Here is a 16,557-nt window from a genome sequence, read left to right on the forward strand (position 1 = left end):
ATGTCTTTTTTCGACACGCTGCAACTGCAAACCACCCAGGAGCGCCAGGCCCTGTTCGCCGTGCCGGTCATACGCGATGCGTTGGCGGGCCACGTCAGCCTCGACAGTTATGTGGCCTTCCTGGCCCAGGCATACCACCATGTACGCCACACCGTGCCGCTGATGATGGCGTGCGGGGCGCGCCTGCCTTCGCGCCTGGAATGGCTGCGCGGCGCTGTGTGCGAATACATCGAGGAGGAGTATGGCCACGAGCAGTGGATCCTCAATGACATCAATGCCTGTGGCGGTGACTGGGAAGCGGTGCGTGACGCTCGGCCAGCACTGCCGATCGAGCTGATGGTCGCGTACCTTTACGACCTGATCGCCCGTGGCAACCCGGTCGGGCTGTTTGGCATGGTCAACGTGCTCGAAGGCACCAGCGTTGCCTTGGCCACCCAGGCTGCCGGCACGATCCAGAGCACGTTGGCGTTGCCGGACCGGGCCTTCAGTTATCTCAGCTCCCACGGTGCGCTGGACCAGGACCATATGGTCACTTACAAGCGCCTGATGGACCGCCTTGATGACGCTGATGACCAGTGCGCTGTGATCCATGCGGCGAAAGTGGTTTACCGCCTGTATACCGACATGTTCCAGGGGCTGCCGCGTGCGGGCCTGCATGAGGTGCGTCATGCGCTTGCCTGAGTGCGTAGTGATACTCACCGGCGCCAGCGGAGGCATCGGCCTGGAGTTGGCCGAACAGTTGTGCGCAGCCGGTGCCCGGGTGTTGGCGGTAAGCCGGCAGATGGGCAAACTCGCCGGCCTGATGAACCGTTACCACGACAGGCTGCTGTGGCAGTCGGCCGACCTGCGCAGCCATCAGGGGCGTGAACAGGTGCTTGCCCGCGCCCGGGCGATGGGGGGCGTCAACGTCCTGATCAATGCCGCAGGCGTGAACCGCTTTGCCCTGCTTGATCAGCTAGACGAGCAGGCGCTGGACGAACTGCTGGACATCAACCTCAAGGCCGCGGTGCAACTGACCCGTGTGTGCCTGCCGCTGCTGCGCGAACAACCCCGGGCGATGGTGGTCAACGTCGGCTCCACCTACGGCTCGATCGGTTACCCAGGTTACGCCACCTACTGCGCCAGCAAATTCGCCCTGCGCGGTTTTTCCGAGGCGCTGCGCCGGGAGCTGGCCGATACCTCGGTGAATGTCATGTACGCCGCACCCCGGGCAACCCGCACCGCCATGAACAGCACCGCCGCCACGGCGCTCAACCAGGCGCTGAAGGTCGGCATGGACGACCCTGCGGATGTCGCCCGCGCGGTGCTCAAGGCCGTGCAGTCAGAACGCAACGAGCTGTACCTGGGGTGGCCGGAAAAGCTCTTCGTGCGCATCAACGGCATGTTGCCCGGTGTGGTCGACCGTGCGCTGCGCAAGCAACTGCCGGTGATCCATCGATACATCGCCAGTCATTCCAAGGAGTCGCTCAAATGAAAGGTCTGTTCATCGCTGGCCTGCTGGCCTTCGCACCGCTCACCTGGGCGCTGGACCAGGCTGGCAGCCAACAACTGGCTGACTTGCAACAGCGCTGGGCGCAGATTCAGTACCAGATGCCTGAAGGCAAGCGCGCCGAGGCGTTCGAGAGACTGGCAAGCGACGCCTCCACGCTGGTTCATCAGCACCCTGGCTCGGCCGAACCCTTGATCTGGGAGGGCATCATCAACAGCAGTTGGGCAGGTGCCATTGGCGGCCTGGGGGCGTTGGGCAAGGTCAAGTCGGCCAAGGCCAGCCTGGAAGAGGCGATCAAACTCGACCCCAGTGCCCTGCAGGGCTCGGCGTATACCAGCCTGGGTACCTTGTATGACCAGGTGCCCGGCTGGCCTATCGGTTTTGGTGACAGCGACAAGGCCGACACCTTGTTGCGCAAGGCGCTGCAGATCAACCCCAATGGTATCGACAGCAACTACTTCTGGGCCGATCATCTGTTCCGGCAAAAGCGCTATGCGCAGGCCACTGCCGCCCTGGAAAAAGCCCGGCAGGCGCCGCCACGCCCGGGACGCGAGTTGGCCGACCAAGGCCGGCGCAGTGATATCGATGCTTTACTCAAGGCCATCAAGGACAAACAGGACTGAACATGCGGCTGCTGCTGGTTGAGGATGATACCGCCCTGGGTGAGGGGATCTGCGACGGGTTGCGCCAGGAGGGCTATACCCTCGACTGGTTGCGCGATGGCCTGAGCGGGCTGCATGCCCTGCAAAACGAAATGTTCGACCTGGTGATCCTCGACCTCGGCCTGCCGCGCCTGGGTGGCATCGAGTTGCTGCGACGGGTCAGGGCAGGGGGCGACAGCCTGCCGGTTCTGATCCTAACCGCGCGCGATGCTACCGAGGATCGCATCATCGGCCTGGATGCCGGTGCCGACGACTACCTGGTCAAGCCCTTCGACCTCAACGAGCTCAAGGCTCGGCTGCGCGCCCTGCTCAGGCGCAGTGCCGGCCGGGCCACGGTGCTCATCGAGCACGCAGGCGTAAGCCTTGACCCTGCCACTCAGCAGGTGCACTACAACGGCGTACCTGTGGTATTGACGCCCAAGGAGTATCGGCTGCTGCACGAGCTGCTGGCGCAACCGGGCAAAGTGTTTACCCGTGAGCGGCTGACCCAGTTGCTGTACGGCTGGGACGAGGAGCCTGAAAGCAACACGCTGGAAGTGAACATCTATCACCTGCGCAAGAAGCTGTTCAACGGCCTGATCCGCACGGTGCGCGGTATCGGGTATCTGGTCGAGGGCAAGGTATGAGCTCGCTGCGCCAGCGTACGCTGTGGCGGGTGATGGCGCTGATGCTGCTCGGCACCGGTTTGTTGGCGCTGTACAACTATCACGACAGCCGGCGCGAGATCAACGAAGTCTACGATGCCCACATGGCTCAGAATGCCCGGCTGCTGCAGGGTGTCATGAACCTGCCGGTGCAGGATGGCAATCGCGAAAAACTGTATCGGGCGTTCAACGAAGCGCTGGGCAAGGCCGGGCGCCATCGCGTGGGCCACCCCTATGAAAGCAAGCTGGCGTTCCAGGTATGGGGAGAGGGAGGGCGGCTGCTGGTGCACACGCCCAGTGCGCCGACGCTCGACGCACCGCCCACGGCCCCTGGCTTTTATGATTTCGCCAGCGGTGGCGAGCAATGGCGTGGCTTTGTTCTACCGGTGCCCGAGAAGCAGTGGGTGATCTGGGTGGGTGAGCGCGACGATGTACGCTATGACCTGATCGACCGCATCGTGCGCCATACCCTGTTACCGTTTCTGCTCGGCAGCCTGGGCCTGGTAGTGCTGGTCTGGGCAGCCATCGGCTGGGGATTGCGGCCGTTGCAGAACATGGCCGATGTGATTCGTGCGCGCCATGCCGACTCCCTGGAGCCTTTGCAACTGGTGCCGTTGCCGACCGAACTGGAACCCATGCAGGCTGCCATCAACCGCCTGCTGGCGCAGATCGAGGACCTGTTGCGGCGCGAGCATCGGTTCATCGCAGACGCCGCCCATGAGATGCGCACCCCGCTGGCGATCCTGCGCCTGCATGCGCAAAACGCACAGGCCGCCAGTACCGATGCCGAGCGACAGAAAGCCTTGGGCTTTCTGATTGGCGGTGTGGACCGGCTGACCCGGGTAGTCAACCAGTTGCTGACCCTGGCCCGTGTCGAGCCGCGCCTCGGTCAGCGTCCCACCGCCCTTGTCGACCTGAGCGAAGTAGTCACCGATGTGCTGGCGGATCTCACACCCTGGATACTGGATCGCGGCCTGGAGCCCTCGCTGGATATCAGCGAGGGTGACCACGGTCTGCTGATCGATGCTGGTGCGTTGGCCATCGCCCTGCAGAACCTGGTGTCCAATGCAGTGGAGCATTCACCGCCCGGTGGGCGCATCACCGTATCACTCAAGCGTCTGGCCAATCGCCTCGAGCTGGTTGTCGAAGATGAAGGGCCGGGTATCGACGAGGCCAACCTCGGGCGGGTGTTCGAGCGCTTCTACAGCCGCAATAGCCCCAATGGGGCAGGGCTTGGGCTCTCGATCGTGGCTACCATCACCGAGCGCCTGGGCGGCCAGGTGCGCCTTGAGAACAGGGCCAGCGGCGGGCTGGCAGCTACCCTGGCGTTTGCATTGCAGTAAGCAGCCAGCCAAACAGGCCGCAGCCCAGGACCACCAGCCAGGGTGGCATCTTCCAGAACATCAGGGCCACGAGGGCTGTGAGCGCAAAAGCGAAGTCCGATGGCCTGGCAATGGCGCTCGTCCAGACCGGGTGGTACAGGGCGGCTAACAGCAGCCCTACCACGCTTGCGTTCACACCACCCAGCGCGGCCTGGCTACGCGCGCTGTGCCGCAGTGTTTGCCAGAAGGGCAAGACGCCGACCACCAGCAGGAAGGAGGGAGTGAAAATGGCCAGAATGCAGACCGTAGCGCCCACCCAGCCGGAGGGCTGCACGGTCATGGATGCCCCCAGAAATGCCGCAAAGGTGAAGAGGGGCCCCGGTACCGCCTGTGCCAGGCCATAACCCGCCAGGAAGGTGTCGTTGCTGACCCAGCCGTTGGGCACTGTCGCCGACTGCAGCAACGGCAGCACCACATGCCCGCCACCGAAGACGAGTGAGCCTGCGTTGTAGAAGGCGTTCACCATCGCCAGGACCTGCGACGGCCAGACCTGGGCCAGCAGCGGTAGCCCGAGCAACAGAGCAAAGAACACTGTCAGCGCGATCAGGCCGGTTTTGCGGCTGACTGAAAACGGTAGTTTTTCCGCTGCCGGAGGTGGCGTGGACTTGAACAGCACCCAGCCTGCCAAGGCAGAACACACAATCACGCCGGTCTGCCCCAGCGCAGAGGGCCACACAAGCGCCGCGCAGGTGGCGCACAAGGCGATGGTCACACGCGGAACATCGGTGCAAAGGCTGCGTGCCATGCCCCACACCGCCTGGGCGACAACCGCGACTGCAACGATCTTCAGGCCGTGCAGCAAACCACCAGGGGCGGCGCCGCCCCATGCCGAGATGCCCTGGGCCAACAGGATCAGCATGATGGCCGATGGCAATGTGAAGCCTGCCCAGGCTGCCACGGCGCCCGCAAAACCTGCGCGTGAGAGGCCAAGGCCTATCCCGACCTGGCTGCTCGCCGGGCCGGGAAGCACCTGGCACAGGGCGACCAGTTCGGCGTAACTGCGTTCACTGAGCCATTGGCGGCGCGATACCAACGCTTCGCGAAAGTAGCCCAGGTGCGCAATCGGGCCACCGAAAGAAGTCAGCCCCAGGCGCAGGAAAATCAGAAAGACCGACCAGGCAGAGTCGCAAGACTTCACCTCGCTGTTGCTGCGTTCTGACATGCAGGCTCCTTGGATTGATGTCGCCGCTGTTTTCCTGGGGCGCAACCACCTGCGTCGAGCGCAGGGTGGCGTTCGGGGTCACAGGCACTGAAAATCCCACGCCAAGCCCAAACTACCGACTCATTTTTTCAAAGTTTGCTGTGCGCCGCCTACGCTGTCCAGAACAGTGGCTGGCAGGAAGCACCATGAGCAATTTCCCTATCGTTGCTACCGTCCTCTCGATGATCTTGGGGCTGTCGGTCACCCGCCTGCTGCTGGGCGCGCTGACGGTCTTTCGTATTCGGCGCAGCGCTGCCCCTGATTGGGTGGCCCTGGTCTGGGCGGTCATGCTCTTCACCACACAGATGGATTTCTGGTGGGCGGTCAATGCACTGCCACAAGTAAGGGCGACCTTCTCGTTCCAGGAATTTCTGCTGCTGGTGCTGCTGGCGCTTTCGCTGTTCGTCTCCTCGGCGCTGATGTTGCCCAGCCGAAGCGAGGACGAAGTGGAAGGGCTGCGCCTGTACTTCGAGCAGGATGGCCGGTACGCGCTGCTGTTCCTGTCGGGCTATTACCTGCTTGGGCTCATCGTCAACATTTTGCTGTTCGGCGTCTCGCCGCTGGCGCTTTGGGGCGCTTTTGACGTGGTGATGATCGTGATTCCCCTGTGCGTGTTCGCAGCCCGCTCGCGGAGGGTCTATTCGCTGCTGACCGTGGTATTCGTGCCTATCAACATTGCGGATCTGGTGATAACGCTATTGGCGTGACCGAGGGTTGGCCCCGGCTCATTTGGCCATGAAGCCCGGCGGTGGCGGGGTAAGCTCGCCAAGCAGGCTTTTCAAACCATCACCCCATTGTTTGCGGATATGGCTGTAGTAGGGGTCGTCTTGATGGATGCGCACCGGCTCCCTGGCCGTGAGGCTGTCCTTGCCATACACCAAAAGGTCCAGCGGCATGCCGACCGACAGGTTGCTGCGAATGGTCGAGTCGAATGAGATCAAGCCGCAGCGCAGCGCTTCGTCCAAGGGCGTGTCGTAGGTCAGGTTGCGGTCGAGAATCGGTCTGCCGTACTTGCTCTCGCCCAATTGCAGGAACGGCGTGTCCGGCGTTGCCTGGAAGAAGTTGCCTTGGGCGTAGACGTTGTAGATGCCCATGGCGCTGCCCGCGATCTGGCCGCCCACCATGAACGAGGCGCTCAGGTCGATCTGCGCCGTCAGCTTGCTGCGGTCACGGGTGATGACTTCGCGAAGGGTTTCGGCCACCAGTGCCGCCGCGTCGTAGAGCGTGCCGACGTTCAGCAGGTGGCTGCCGGTACCTCGGCTACGTTGCTCAAGCAGGTTGACCACCGATTGCGAGGTGGCAAGGTTGCCGGCGGTCTGCAGGACGATCAGCCGGTCCCCCGGCACGCTGAAAACGAACAGTTTGCGAAACGTGGATATCTGGTCGATCCCGGCATTGGTGCGGGAGTCGCAGATGAATACCAGCCCGTCCGCCAAATGCATAGCGACGCAGTAGGTCATGTTTTCTACCTTGTTCTTGGAATGGAGCGGCCCCGCCGCGCAGGGCGCGACGGGGCCCGCTAGCGTTGCGCCAGGCGCTTACTGGCGGTGCACGTGGACGCTGGCCTGCATGGATTCGACGCCGCCACCGCGGCGCACGCCCCGGACCGGGCAGGCGTCGAGGTAATCCAGGCCGACCGCCAGTTTCAGGTGCCGTTCGGGCCGGGTGAGGCGGTTGGTGACGTCGAAGCTGTACCAGGCATCATCGATCCAGGCTTCGGCCCAGGCGTGGCTGGCCAGGTGGGTTTCGTCTTCGGTACACAGGTAGCCAGACACGTAGCGCGCCGGGACGCCCAGGCTACGGGCGCAGGCCAGGAAGGCGTGGGTATGGTCCTGGCACACCCCGGCGGCGCCGGCAAATGACTCGCTGGCGGTGGTGCCCACCGAAGTAGCCCCCGGGCTGTAGGGCATATGGTCGGCCAGCCCTTGCATCAGGGCGGTCAGCGCGCCCCGGTCGCGGCGCTCGCCGCACTGCTGGGTGGCAAAGGCCTTGAGTGCGTCACTGGCCTGTGTGAGGTGGCTGCTGCGCAGAAAAGGCAGGGGCGACTGGCCGCCGGCCTCGTGTTCACAGCCCGGGTCGATTTCCACCTGGCCACTGGCGGTAAGGGCCAGGTGGCCATGGGGTTTGTCCAGGGTTAGTACGTGCAGGATATTGCCATACGGGTCGATCTGGCTGTTCACCTTGCAGGGCAGGTCCAGTTGCCACTCGAGGATGCGCTGGCGCTCGCTGCTGCGTGGTGTCAGGCGCAGGAACTGGATGCTGTTGCACACGTCACTGGCGTAGCTGTAGGTGGTGTCGTGGCGAATGGACAGTTTCATACGACCTCCAGGTAGGAATTGTGCACGGTCTGGCCCAGTTGGTGGATGCGGCCGATGAAGTCGGTCAGCCACACGTGCAGCCCGGCCTCGAGAATCTCATCGATGGCGGTGTAGCGCAGCCGCGCGTTGAGTTCGGCGGCCATCCGTTGTGCAGCGCGGCCGGTAGTGCCAGGCAGCGCGGCGAGTATCTGGTCGAGCTCTTCGATGCAGGCATGCAATGACCGTGGCACGTCAACGCGCAGCAGTAACAGTTCCGACACCGGCCGTGCGCTGGGCGCGTTGCGGTAGATTTCGTTGAAGGCTTCGTAGGACGTCAGGGCGCGCAACAAGGCGCTCCACTGGTAGTAACCCCTTGCCGAGTCGTCGCTGACCTCCTCGGAAGTTTCGCCGAACATTTCGTAGCGGGCATCGAGCAGGCGCAGGGTATTGTCCGCCCGCTCCAGGAAGGTGCCCAGGCGAATGAAGCTGTAGGCATCGTTACGCATGATGGTGCCAGCGGTTGCGCCGCGGAACAGGTGGGAGCGCTCCTTGACCCAGTCGCAGAACTGGCTGATGCCATAGCGTCCAAGGCCATTGCTGGCGATGTTGCGCATTTCGATCCAGGTGGCGTTGATGTTTTCCCACATGTCGGCGGTTATGCGCCCACGCACCGCATGGGCGTTGGTGCGCGCTGCCTGCAAGCAGCAATAGATGCTGCTGGGGTTGTTCGCGTCCAGCGCAAAGAAGTGCAGCATGCGCTCGGTGTCCAGCTCGGCGTGCTTGCGGATGTAATCGTCCAGCGTGCCGGATGCCAGCAGCGACATGGCGAGCTCTGTGTGGCCATCCGAACGGCCGGCTTGCGGCATCAGCGACAGCGAGTAGCTGACCTCGAGCATGCGCGCGAGGTTTTCGGCGCGCTCCAGGTAGCGGGACATCCAGTACAGGTCGGAAGCGGTTCTCGAAAGCATGGCTCAGTCCTCCACCACCCAGGTGTCCTTGGTGCCGCCGCCCTGCGACGAGTTGACCACCAGCGAGCCTTCCTGCAGTGCAACGCGGGTCAGGCCGCCCGGCACCAGGCGCGTTTCGCTGCCTGACAGCACGAACGGACGCAGGTCGATGTGGCGCGGCGCGATACCGCTTTCGACGAAAGTCGGGCAGGTGGACAGGCACAGCGTGGGCTGAGCGATGTAGGCGTGCGGGCGCGCCTTGATGCGGGCACGGAAGTCCTCGATCTGCGCCGCCGTTGCAGCAGGGCCGACCAACATGCCATAGCCGCCGGAGCCTTGGGTTTCCTTGACCACCAGCTCGGGCAGGTGGGCCAGAACGTGGGACAGGTCCTGTGGCTTGCGGCATTGCCAGGTGGGCACGTTCTTCAGGATCGGCTCCTCGCTCAGGTAGAAGCGGATCATCTCGTCGACGTAGGGGTAGATCGACTTGTCGTCGGCAACGCCGGTGCCCACCGCGTTGGCCAGCACGACGTTGCCTGCCCGGTACACCGAGATCAGCCCCGGTACCCCCAGCATCGAATCAGGGTTGAACGACAGGGGGTCGAGGTATTCGTCGTCCAGCCGGCGGTAGATCACGTCCACTTGCTGCGGGCCTGCGGTGGTGCGCATGTAGAGGTGGTCGTTGCGCACGAACAGGTCGGCGCCTTCGACCAGCTCGATGCCCATCTCCCGCGCCAGGAAGGCGTGCTCGAAGTAGGCACTGTTGAAGCGCCCGGGGGTGAGCACCACGGCGGTCGGATTGTCCAGCGGGCTGGCACTCTTAAGTGTGTCGAGCAGCAGGTTGGGGTAGTGGTCGATCGGTGCGATGCGTTGGGCGGCGAACAGTTCAGGGAACAGGCGCATCATCATCTTGCGGTCTTCGAGCATGTAGCTGACGCCGCTGGGGGTGCGCAGGTTATCTTCCAGTACGTAATACGTACCATCGCTGTCGCGTACCAAATCAACGCCGGCGATATGGGCGTACAGCCCGCGGTGCAGGTTCAGGCCCTGCATGGCGACCTGATAACCCTCGTTGGCCAGCACTTGCTCTGGCGCAATGATGCCGGCCTTGAGGATGCGCTGATCGTGGTAGATGTCCTGGAGGAACAGGTTCAGCGCCTGAACCCGCTGGATGCACCCACGTTCAACGATGCGCCATTCGCTGGCGCGGATGCTGCGCGGGATGATGTCGAAGGGGATCAACCGCTCGGTGTCCTGCTGGTCACCGTAGAGGGTGAAGGTGATACCGGCCCGGTGGAACAGCAGGTCGGCCTCATGCCGCCGTTGTTCCAACAGTTCCAGCGGTGTGTTCGCCAGCCAGCGGGCGAACTCCTGATAGTGCGGGCGGCAACTTCCGTTTGCCTCATACATTTCATTGAAAAAAGCCCGGGACATACCCACTCCTTGCCACGACTCGTCGGCAGTTTCGTTTCTCGCTTGCCAAGCGATCGGGAGAGGGCGTTGCAATGACGATGCCGGAACGGGCAGGTCGCAAGCGTCAGGAACAAAAATGGCTCTGGAACAGCGTGAGTGCGCTTGTTGCTATCAATATCGCGACAATATCAGGCGATTTGGCGGAGGTTGGCGTGGGCAGGGCGCGCCGCCGGCCACAGGTTGCTGCATCAAATGGGTGCGCGCCCTGGTTTGCTGGAAAAGTCGAACCAAATCAGGGCAAGCGGTCAGGCGTCAGGCCCTGGCCAGCCGTACCATCAGGCGGTTGCATGCCTGTGGTCGACAACCGTCACGCGGTTGCGGCCCGATGCCTTGGAACGGTACATGGCCTTGTCGGCACTGCTGAGCAAGGTATCGAGTTCACTGGCGGGGGCTTTGGCGAAGGCCAGGCCTATGCTGGCGGTAACGGCGTGTTCGCTGTTGACGCTCAGCTTTGCGATCAAGGTCCGCAGGCGCTCGGCGATCTCGCTGGCAGTGGCCAGAGGCGTGTCGGGTAGCAGGATGGCGAATTCTTCGCCGCCCAGCCTGCCGGCGATATCGTCAGCACGCAGGCTGGCGCTGATGGCTGCACCGATCCGTTGCAACACCTGGTCGCCCGTCGCATGCCCGGCGGTGTCGTTGATCTGTTTGAAATGGTCGACGTCCAGCATCAGCACGGCTACGTACGTCTGCGCTTCCTGGCACAGGGCGTGCTGCGCCAGGGCGCAGTCAAAGAAGGCACGCCGGTTGTTCAAGCCGGTCAGTTCGTCCGTGCATGAGGCCACGATGGCAAGGCGGTGTGCGCGCTCCATTTCATGCCTGAGGCGCCAGGCGGTGACCAGCGCTGAAGACAGGCTGTTCGTTGCATTGACCACGAACGAGGCGAACACCAGCACCGCCAGGGCGATGCCCTGTTGCAGCGCGGATGGCTGCAGCAGCAGCCAGCCGGTGCAAGGCAGCAGTACCAAGGCGATCGAGACCAGGGTCATGTTGCGGTACGAGGAGTAACACGAGACTGCGCTGACGGACATGCCCACGGCAAACAGCATGATCAATGCCTGCCCCAACAGGTCGTCGGCAGGCATCACCGCCAGTGCGCCCAAGCCCCAGACTGCCGCGGACAACGCCAGGGTTGCCCAGTAGCGCCACTCCCAGCGTTCGGCCGTGCGTTGGCTGGCGGGTGCTCGCAGGTAGGCGACGAACATCGCGGTGCGCAGGGCCGTCGACAGGCTCAGCACTGTCATCCAGACGGCTACCGTTTGCTGGTCGAAACGCTCCCAGCCCAACCAGCACAGCATTGCCGCCGCCAGGAAACTGCCAAGCACAGCGGGTGCCGACTGGACGAACAGCTGGTGCAGGCGATCCGTCCTAACGCAGTGCGCTATCTCATCGCCTGGATTGAGCTCTGTCATGGCATCGGCCGCAATTCGTGATCGGTGGCGCATTGTGGCACTTTGCCTGCGCACTGGAAAAGCGTTCTGGCGTTCACGCCGGATGCACCCTCAAGTTGGTGTCAGTGCATGCCGAGTGGCAGCGCTTGTCTTGCCTGCCTCTTGTCGGGCCGTACGGGCAACATGGCAGACTGTAGCTGCTTTCCAACGGGATGCTCGAAAACAGTGCCGTGCTCGACGGGCCGGTCCTCGACGATGCGGCCAGCGTCCAGCAGTACGACCCGCTGGCAGAAGTACTGCACCAGGCTCAGGTCATGGCTGATCAGCACGAAGGCGGTGCCGCTGCGCTGGCGTAACGCCTCAAGCTGCTGCAGCGTTTGCAACTGCAATACCCGGTCCAGGTTCGACAACGCTTCGTCGAGCACCACCAGCTGCGGCGAGGCGGCCAGCGCCCGGGCGATGTTGGCACGCTGCAACTGGCCGCCACTCAACTGCTGCGGCAGCCGTTGCGCATGCTCGGCGCGCAGGCCCATGGCCTGCAGCAGTTCGAGCGTGCGCGCTTGCCGCTGGGCTTCATCCATGCCGGTGAGGTGGCGCAACGGTTCGGCGATGCTCCAGCCGATGCTGCGCTGCGGGTTGAAGGCACCGGGGGCGTCCTGGAACACCAGTTGCACGGTGCGCTGGAAATCGCGCGCCTGCTCCCCCCGTAGCTGGCTGACATCCTGCCCGGCAAAACTCACCTGGCCCTGGGTCGGTTTTTCCAGCCCGAGCAGCAGCCGCGCCAGCGTACTTTTGCCGCTGCCACTGCTGCCCAGCAGGCCGACCGACTCACCGGCATGCAGTTGCAGCTCGATACCGTCGAGCACCTGCAGCCAGCCCCGTTTGCGCAACAGCCCCCCGGTGCGATAGCGATGGCTCAGGTGGTGGACGTGCAGCAGGCTCATGGCTGGCTCCCGCAAAGTATCTGGTGGGCGTGGAGGAGGGTACGGGCAGTGGCGCTGGCAGGGCGCTGGAAAAGCGCATGCACCGGCTGGTACTCGACGACGCGGCCGGCTTCCATCACCGCCACCTGGTCTGCGCAGCGCGCCACCACGCCCATGTCGTGAGTGACCAGCAATACCCCCAGCCCATGGACCTGCACCAGTTCCATCAACAAGTCGAGAAAACGCGCCTGGCTCAGGGCATCGAGGTCACTTGTGGGTTCATCGGCCAGGAGGAACGGGGTTTCGGCCATGAGCGCCAGGGCGATCATCATCCGTTGCAGCATGCCCCCGCTGAGCTGAAAGGCGAACGATTGCAGGACCCGTTCACGGTCTGCCAGGCCCACCGCATCCAGGCACTGGGCCATCCGCGCACGGGCTTGCGTACCGGTGACTCCGCGCTGCCGGAGCGTCTCCAGGCCGTGGCTGGCCATGTTGCGTACCGGGTTGAAGGCGCTGCGCGGGTTTTGCAATACCAGGCTGGCCAGGCGGCCACGGGCACTGCTGGCAGCCAGCGGCTGGCCATCGAGCAGCAACTGCCCTTGGGTGCGCGACAGGCCTGGTGGCAGCAGGTCGAGCGCACCAAGGCAACTGAGGGATTTGCCCGAGCCACTGGCGCCGACCAACGTGCAGACTTCGCCGCGGCGCAGTTGCAAGTCGACGCCGTGCACCAGCACGCCGGCCTGCGCCTCTATGCGCAGACCGCGGATTTCAAGGACCGACGGGTTCATTCAATGGCGCTCCTGTGTAGGGTCCAGGCGGTCGCGCAGCGCATCGCCCAACAGGTTGAAGGCCATCACCGAGAAGAAGATCATCAGCCCTGGCAACAGCAGCAGTTGCGGGTGCGTCCAGATGAACTCCTTGGCGTCGTTGATCATCACGCCCCATTCGGCGGTGGGCGGCGCCACCCCAAGGCCGAGGAACGACAGGCCGGAGACGTGCAGCATCATGTGGCCGATGTCCATGGTCGCCAGCACCAGCAGGGGGCCGGCGATGTTGGGCAGCACATGCTGGCGCAGCCGCGTCCAGCGTGAGGCGCCGGCCAGGCGTGCAACCAAGACGTACTCGCGACCGCGCTGGGCAATCACCAGGCCACGCACCATGCGCGCATACCAGGCCCAGTGGGACAGTGCGATGGCGATGATCACGTTGCTAAGACCTGTGCCCAGCAAGGTGACGAAGAAGAATGCCAGTACCAGGGTGGGGAAGGTCATGAACATGTCGCACACGCGCATCACCAGCAGGTCGGTGCGCCCCCCGACGAACCCGGCCACGCCGCCGACCGCGAGGCCAAGCGCCAGCACCAGCGCCAGGGTCAGCATCACGCTGCCCAAGGACAGCCGCGTGCCGACGATCAGTCGTGAAAGCAGGTCGCGCCCGAGGTGGTCGGTGCCCAGCCAGTGGTTGGCGTCGGGCGCCTGCAAGCGCCGGCCAAGGTCGACCAGGTCGGGGTCATGCGGGGCGATCCACTGGCCGAACAGCGCCAGCATTGCCAGCAGGCCGACCAGGACCAGGCCGATCGTCAGGCTGGGGCGGCGCAGCAGCCAGGGCTGACGCAGGGCAGACGGCGTACTCATGCGTTCACCCCTTCCAGCCGGCTGCGAGGGTCAAGCCAGGCGTAGCAGACATCGACGACCAGGTTGCAGATCATCAGCAGGCCGGTCAGCAGCAGGGTGAAGCACTGCATCACCGGGAAGTCGCGGTTCAGCACTGCTGACACCGCAAAACGGCCAACGCCGGGCCAGGCGAAGATGGTCTCGATCACCAGTGCGCCGCCGATCAGTTCGCCGATGTGCATGCCAGTGGCCGTTACCAGCGGCAACCAGGCATTGCGCAGGATATGGTCGCGCCAGACGTGCCGCTCGGGCAGGCCGCGGGCACGGGCATAGGTGACGTGGCGTTGCCCGCCGGCTTCCAGCAGGCTGGCACGCAGCAGACGGGCATTGATCGACATCGACATCAGGGCGATCGCCAGCACTGGCATTACCAGGTGCCCGGCCCCCCCGCGCCCCAGCGGTGGCAGCCAGCCCAGCCATAGGGAAAACAGCGCGATCAGCAGAAATGCCAGCCAGAAATTGGGCATGGACACCCCCAGGAAGGTCACTGCCCGCACGGCGTGGTCGGGCCAGCGCCCTTGCCAACGGGCCGCCAGCAGCCCCAGCGGGATCGACAGCAGCAGCGTGCAGGCCAACGCCAGGCCGCCGAGTTGCAGGGTGGCGGGCAGGTAGTAGAGCAGGTCATCGAGCACTGGCCGGCCGGTGATGTAGGAGATGCCGAAGTCCAGGTGCACGGCGTTCCACAGCCAACTCAGGTATTGCGCATACAACGGGCGATCCAGCCCCAGGGTATGGCGAACTTCGGCGATGGCTGCGTCGGTCGGTGGAATGTGCGAAAGCCGAAGGTAGTCCAGCGCCGGGTCGGTGCTGCCCAGGTGCAGCAGTACGAACACCAGCAACGACACGCCAAGCATGACCGGCACGAGCAGCGCCAGGCGCAGCAGGATGTAGCGCAACATGTCAGTCTTCCTGTTTCGGTGTCATGGTTTCGAACGGCACGTCGAACAAGGTGCTGCCGAACTGGACCTTGGCCACCGAGTCACGGCGCACGCTGATGGCCGTGAGGTGCGAGATGGGCAGGTAGACGGCCTGTTCGTGCAAGGTGGTGAGGATGAAGCGGTACTGCTCGGCACGCTGCTGCTCATCGGTGCTGGCCAGCACTTGGCCTATGCGCTTGTCCAGTTCGTCCTTGATGGCCAACCCACGCTGGGCCATGTAGTCGGCATGGCCGGCGTAGCGCATGGAACTGACGAACGAGTGCGGGTCGTAGGGCGCACCCCAGGTGTCGGCGAAGATCATGCCGAAGTCGCCGTCGCGCTGGCGCCGCACCAGCGCCCCTTCCTCAACCGCACGCAGATCGATGTGGATGCCGATTTTCGCCAACTCCCCCTGCAGCACTTCGGCCAGGCTCTTCTGCAAGGCACTGGTGCCGAGGAACACCAGCTCGATGGATAACGCTTCGCCGCCTTTGCTACGCACTGAAGCGCCTGGCGCCAGGGCCCACCCGGCAGCGTCGAGCGCGCGTGCGGCCAGGGCAGGGTTATAAGGGTAGGGCTTGAGGCCGATATCGGCGTACGGCATGTTGCTGGCGAACAGGGTGTCTGCCCGTGGCTCAAGGCCATAGAGGATCTTGTCGATGATGGCTTGCTTGTCCACCGCCTCGTTGATCGCCTGGCGTACCGCCAGGTCGCGGGTGGCGCCACGGCCGGTGTTCATCGCCAGCGTGCGGGTGGCCAGCGGCGCCGACAGTGCGGTGGCGAAGCCTTGCTCGCGCAGGCGCACGAATGTGCCGGCCGTGATCTCGCCAGCGGCGCCCTGGATCAGCTCGATTTCGCCGGCCTGCAGCGCCAGTGCGCGGCTGTTGGGGTCTGGGATGACCTTTACCATGACCTCGGCATAGGCCGGCTTTGGCCCCCAGTAATGAGGGTTGCGCACGAAGCGGTCGTATTCGCCCAGGCGCGATTCGGCGCGCATCCACGGGCCGGTCCCGGCGGGCTGGCCAGGTTTGGCCTGAGGCGAGGCAAAGCGTAAGGGGCGAACCTGGGCCAGTTCCATCAGCGTCGGGTAGTAGGGGTGCTTGAGTACCAGGCGCAGGGTCAGGCGCTCAGGTGCTTCAACGTGGTCCAGGGTGGTCACCAGCTCCATCCAGCGGTGGCGCTGAGTGTTGGCCAGCACTGCGTCGAAGTTGGCTTTGGCTGCAGGCGCATCGAACGGCGTGCCATCACTGAAGCGCACACCGTCACGCAGCGTGAACGTGTAGGTCTTGCCGTCATTCGACACCTGCCAGGCCTCAGCCAGCCAAGGCTCCAGCGTACCGGCCGCGGTATAGCGCACCAGGGGTTCATAGACCATGGCCTGGGCGTACATCTGGTTCGGGGAGTAGCCACGCGGGTCGAGCGGCCCGGCATTCACAGGCCACGAGTACACCAGCCGTGGCCCTTGCTCGGCGGCGCTGCTGGCCGGTGCAACCGTGCACGCAGCGAGAAAAAGGAGGCCCAGGAGGGCGGGCTTTCGTTTACCTGGCTGCTGCTTCACACT

At 64.2% G+C, this 16,557-nt stretch carries 17 protein-coding genes; 6 read left to right on the forward strand and 11 right to left on the reverse strand.

What is annotated here, in order from left to right; all coding sequences use genetic code 11:
- Genes ACIPZH_RS17875 through ACIPZH_RS17895 form a run of 5 tightly spaced genes read left to right on the forward strand, consistent with a single transcriptional unit; the run spans position 1 to position 4,138 of the window.
- The gene (locus ACIPZH_RS17875; protein ID WP_400637133.1) at positions 1-681 is read left to right on the forward strand and encodes a TenA family transcriptional regulator; all 681 of its coding nucleotides are present in this window, start codon (positions 1-3) and stop codon (positions 679-681) included.
- On the forward strand, positions 668-1,474 hold the full coding sequence (locus ACIPZH_RS17880) for an SDR family oxidoreductase (RefSeq protein WP_241803777.1): 807 nt from the start codon (positions 668-670) through the stop codon (positions 1,472-1,474). Before ACIPZH_RS17875 ends, ACIPZH_RS17880 begins: the two co-directional genes overlap by 14 nt.
- Positions 1,471-2,112 (forward strand): hypothetical protein, encoded by a 642-nt coding sequence (locus ACIPZH_RS17885; protein WP_400637134.1) that lies wholly within the window; start codon positions 1,471-1,473, stop codon positions 2,110-2,112. The genes ACIPZH_RS17880 and ACIPZH_RS17885 overlap by 4 nt, the downstream gene beginning before the upstream one ends.
- 2 nt (positions 2,113-2,114) lie before the next feature.
- Complete coding sequence (locus ACIPZH_RS17890) at positions 2,115-2,777, forward strand: response regulator (protein ID WP_241803775.1); 663 nt, start codon at positions 2,115-2,117, stop codon at positions 2,775-2,777.
- Positions 2,774-4,138 carry a sensor histidine kinase gene (locus ACIPZH_RS17895; protein WP_400637136.1) on the forward strand — a complete coding sequence of 455 codons (1,365 nt, stop codon included), beginning with the start codon at positions 2,774-2,776 and terminating at the stop codon, positions 4,136-4,138. The genes ACIPZH_RS17890 and ACIPZH_RS17895 overlap by 4 nt, the downstream gene beginning before the upstream one ends.
- On the opposite strand, the gene chrA is transcribed toward ACIPZH_RS17895, so the two are convergent.
- Positions 4,113-5,339, reverse strand: coding sequence for a chromate efflux transporter (gene chrA / locus ACIPZH_RS17900; protein ID WP_400637138.1), 1,227 nt, complete (start codon positions 5,337-5,339; stop codon positions 4,113-4,115). The genes ACIPZH_RS17895 and chrA overlap by 26 nt on opposite strands.
- 185 nt (positions 5,340-5,524) lie before the next feature.
- On the opposite strand from chrA, the gene ACIPZH_RS17905 reads away from it, so the two are divergent.
- A complete protein-coding gene (locus ACIPZH_RS17905; protein WP_400637232.1) occupies positions 5,525-6,085 on the forward strand; it encodes a hypothetical protein in 561 nt (186 codons plus the stop codon).
- 18 nt (positions 6,086-6,103) lie between these two features.
- On the opposite strand, the gene ACIPZH_RS17910 is transcribed toward ACIPZH_RS17905, so the two are convergent.
- The 10 genes from ACIPZH_RS17910 to nikA form a co-directional block, all read right to left on the reverse strand.
- Positions 6,104-6,838: a proteasome-type protease gene (locus ACIPZH_RS17910; protein WP_349975740.1), complete on the reverse strand. Its 735-nt coding sequence runs from the start codon at positions 6,836-6,838 to the stop codon at positions 6,104-6,106.
- A 78-nt stretch (positions 6,839-6,916) separates the two neighbouring features.
- The gene (locus ACIPZH_RS17915) at positions 6,917-7,696 is read right to left on the reverse strand and encodes a transglutaminase family protein (protein WP_241803770.1); all 780 of its coding nucleotides are present in this window, start codon (positions 7,694-7,696) and stop codon (positions 6,917-6,919) included.
- Positions 7,693-8,643, reverse strand: a complete 951-nt coding sequence (locus ACIPZH_RS17920) for an alpha-E domain-containing protein (protein WP_241803769.1) — start codon at positions 8,641-8,643, stop codon at positions 7,693-7,695. Before ACIPZH_RS17920 ends, ACIPZH_RS17915 begins: the two co-directional genes overlap by 4 nt.
- Positions 8,644-8,646: 3 nt before the next feature.
- The gene (locus tag ACIPZH_RS17925; protein WP_241803768.1) at positions 8,647-10,056 is read right to left on the reverse strand and encodes a circularly permuted type 2 ATP-grasp protein; all 1,410 of its coding nucleotides are present in this window, start codon (positions 10,054-10,056) and stop codon (positions 8,647-8,649) included.
- 314 nt (positions 10,057-10,370) lie between these two features.
- Positions 10,371-11,417 carry a diguanylate cyclase gene (locus ACIPZH_RS17930; RefSeq protein WP_400637233.1) on the reverse strand — a complete coding sequence of 349 codons (1,047 nt, stop codon included), beginning with the start codon at positions 11,415-11,417 and terminating at the stop codon, positions 10,371-10,373.
- A gap of 188 nt (positions 11,418-11,605) precedes the next feature.
- Positions 11,606-12,427: a nickel import ATP-binding protein NikE gene (gene nikE / locus ACIPZH_RS17935; protein ID WP_267816576.1), complete on the reverse strand. Its 822-nt coding sequence runs from the start codon at positions 12,425-12,427 to the stop codon at positions 11,606-11,608.
- Complete coding sequence (gene nikD, locus ACIPZH_RS17940; protein ID WP_400637140.1) at positions 12,424-13,194, reverse strand: nickel import ATP-binding protein NikD; 771 nt, start codon at positions 13,192-13,194, stop codon at positions 12,424-12,426. Before nikD ends, nikE begins: the two co-directional genes overlap by 4 nt.
- On the reverse strand, positions 13,195-14,040 hold the full coding sequence (gene nikC, locus ACIPZH_RS17945; protein WP_400626576.1) for a nickel ABC transporter permease subunit NikC: 846 nt from the start codon (positions 14,038-14,040) through the stop codon (positions 13,195-13,197).
- Positions 14,037-14,978, reverse strand: a complete 942-nt coding sequence (gene nikB / locus ACIPZH_RS17950; RefSeq protein WP_241803764.1) for a nickel ABC transporter permease subunit NikB — start codon at positions 14,976-14,978, stop codon at positions 14,037-14,039. The genes nikC and nikB overlap by 4 nt, the downstream gene beginning before the upstream one ends.
- Position 14,979: 1 nt before the next feature.
- Complete coding sequence (nikA, locus tag ACIPZH_RS17955; RefSeq protein ID WP_400637141.1) at positions 14,980-16,554, reverse strand: nickel ABC transporter substrate-binding protein; 1,575 nt, start codon at positions 16,552-16,554, stop codon at positions 14,980-14,982.
- Positions 16,555-16,557 lie beyond the last annotated feature (3 nt).

The sequence above is a fragment of the Pseudomonas sp. NPDC089758 genome, assembly GCF_044748705.1.
GTDB lineage: Bacteria > Pseudomonadota > Gammaproteobacteria > Pseudomonadales > Pseudomonadaceae > Aquipseudomonas > Aquipseudomonas putida_X.

Coding starts and splice junctions, on each gene's coding strand:
- ACIPZH_RS17895 (WP_400637136.1), top strand. CDS start 2,774: ATGAGCTCGCTGCGCCAGCGTACGCTGTGGCGGGTGATGGCGCTGATG.
- ACIPZH_RS17925 (WP_241803768.1), bottom strand. CDS start 10,056: ATGTCCCGGGCTTTTTTCAATGAAATGTATGAGGCAAACGGAAGTTGC.
- ACIPZH_RS17885 (WP_400637134.1), top strand. CDS start 1,471: ATGAAAGGTCTGTTCATCGCTGGCCTGCTGGCCTTCGCACCGCTCACC.
- ACIPZH_RS17910 (WP_349975740.1), bottom strand. CDS start 6,838: ATGACCTACTGCGTCGCTATGCATTTGGCGGACGGGCTGGTATTCATC.
- nikD (WP_400637140.1), bottom strand. CDS start 13,194: ATGAACCCGTCGGTCCTTGAAATCCGCGGTCTGCGCATAGAGGCGCAG.
- nikC (WP_400626576.1), bottom strand. CDS start 14,040: ATGAGTACGCCGTCTGCCCTGCGTCAGCCCTGGCTGCTGCGCCGCCCC.
- nikB (WP_241803764.1), bottom strand. CDS start 14,978: ATGTTGCGCTACATCCTGCTGCGCCTGGCGCTGCTCGTGCCGGTCATG.
- ACIPZH_RS17875 (WP_400637133.1), top strand. CDS start 1: ATGTCTTTTTTCGACACGCTGCAACTGCAAACCACCCAGGAGCGCCAG.
- ACIPZH_RS17880 (WP_241803777.1), top strand. CDS start 668: ATGCGCTTGCCTGAGTGCGTAGTGATACTCACCGGCGCCAGCGGAGGC.
- ACIPZH_RS17890 (WP_241803775.1), top strand. CDS start 2,115: ATGCGGCTGCTGCTGGTTGAGGATGATACCGCCCTGGGTGAGGGGATC.
- ACIPZH_RS17915 (WP_241803770.1), bottom strand. CDS start 7,696: ATGAAACTGTCCATTCGCCACGACACCACCTACAGCTACGCCAGTGAC.
- nikE (WP_267816576.1), bottom strand. CDS start 12,427: ATGAGCCTGCTGCACGTCCACCACCTGAGCCATCGCTATCGCACCGGG.
- chrA (WP_400637138.1), bottom strand. CDS start 5,339: ATGTCAGAACGCAGCAACAGCGAGGTGAAGTCTTGCGACTCTGCCTGG.
- ACIPZH_RS17905 (WP_400637232.1), top strand. CDS start 5,525: ATGAGCAATTTCCCTATCGTTGCTACCGTCCTCTCGATGATCTTGGGG.
- ACIPZH_RS17920 (WP_241803769.1), bottom strand. CDS start 8,643: ATGCTTTCGAGAACCGCTTCCGACCTGTACTGGATGTCCCGCTACCTG.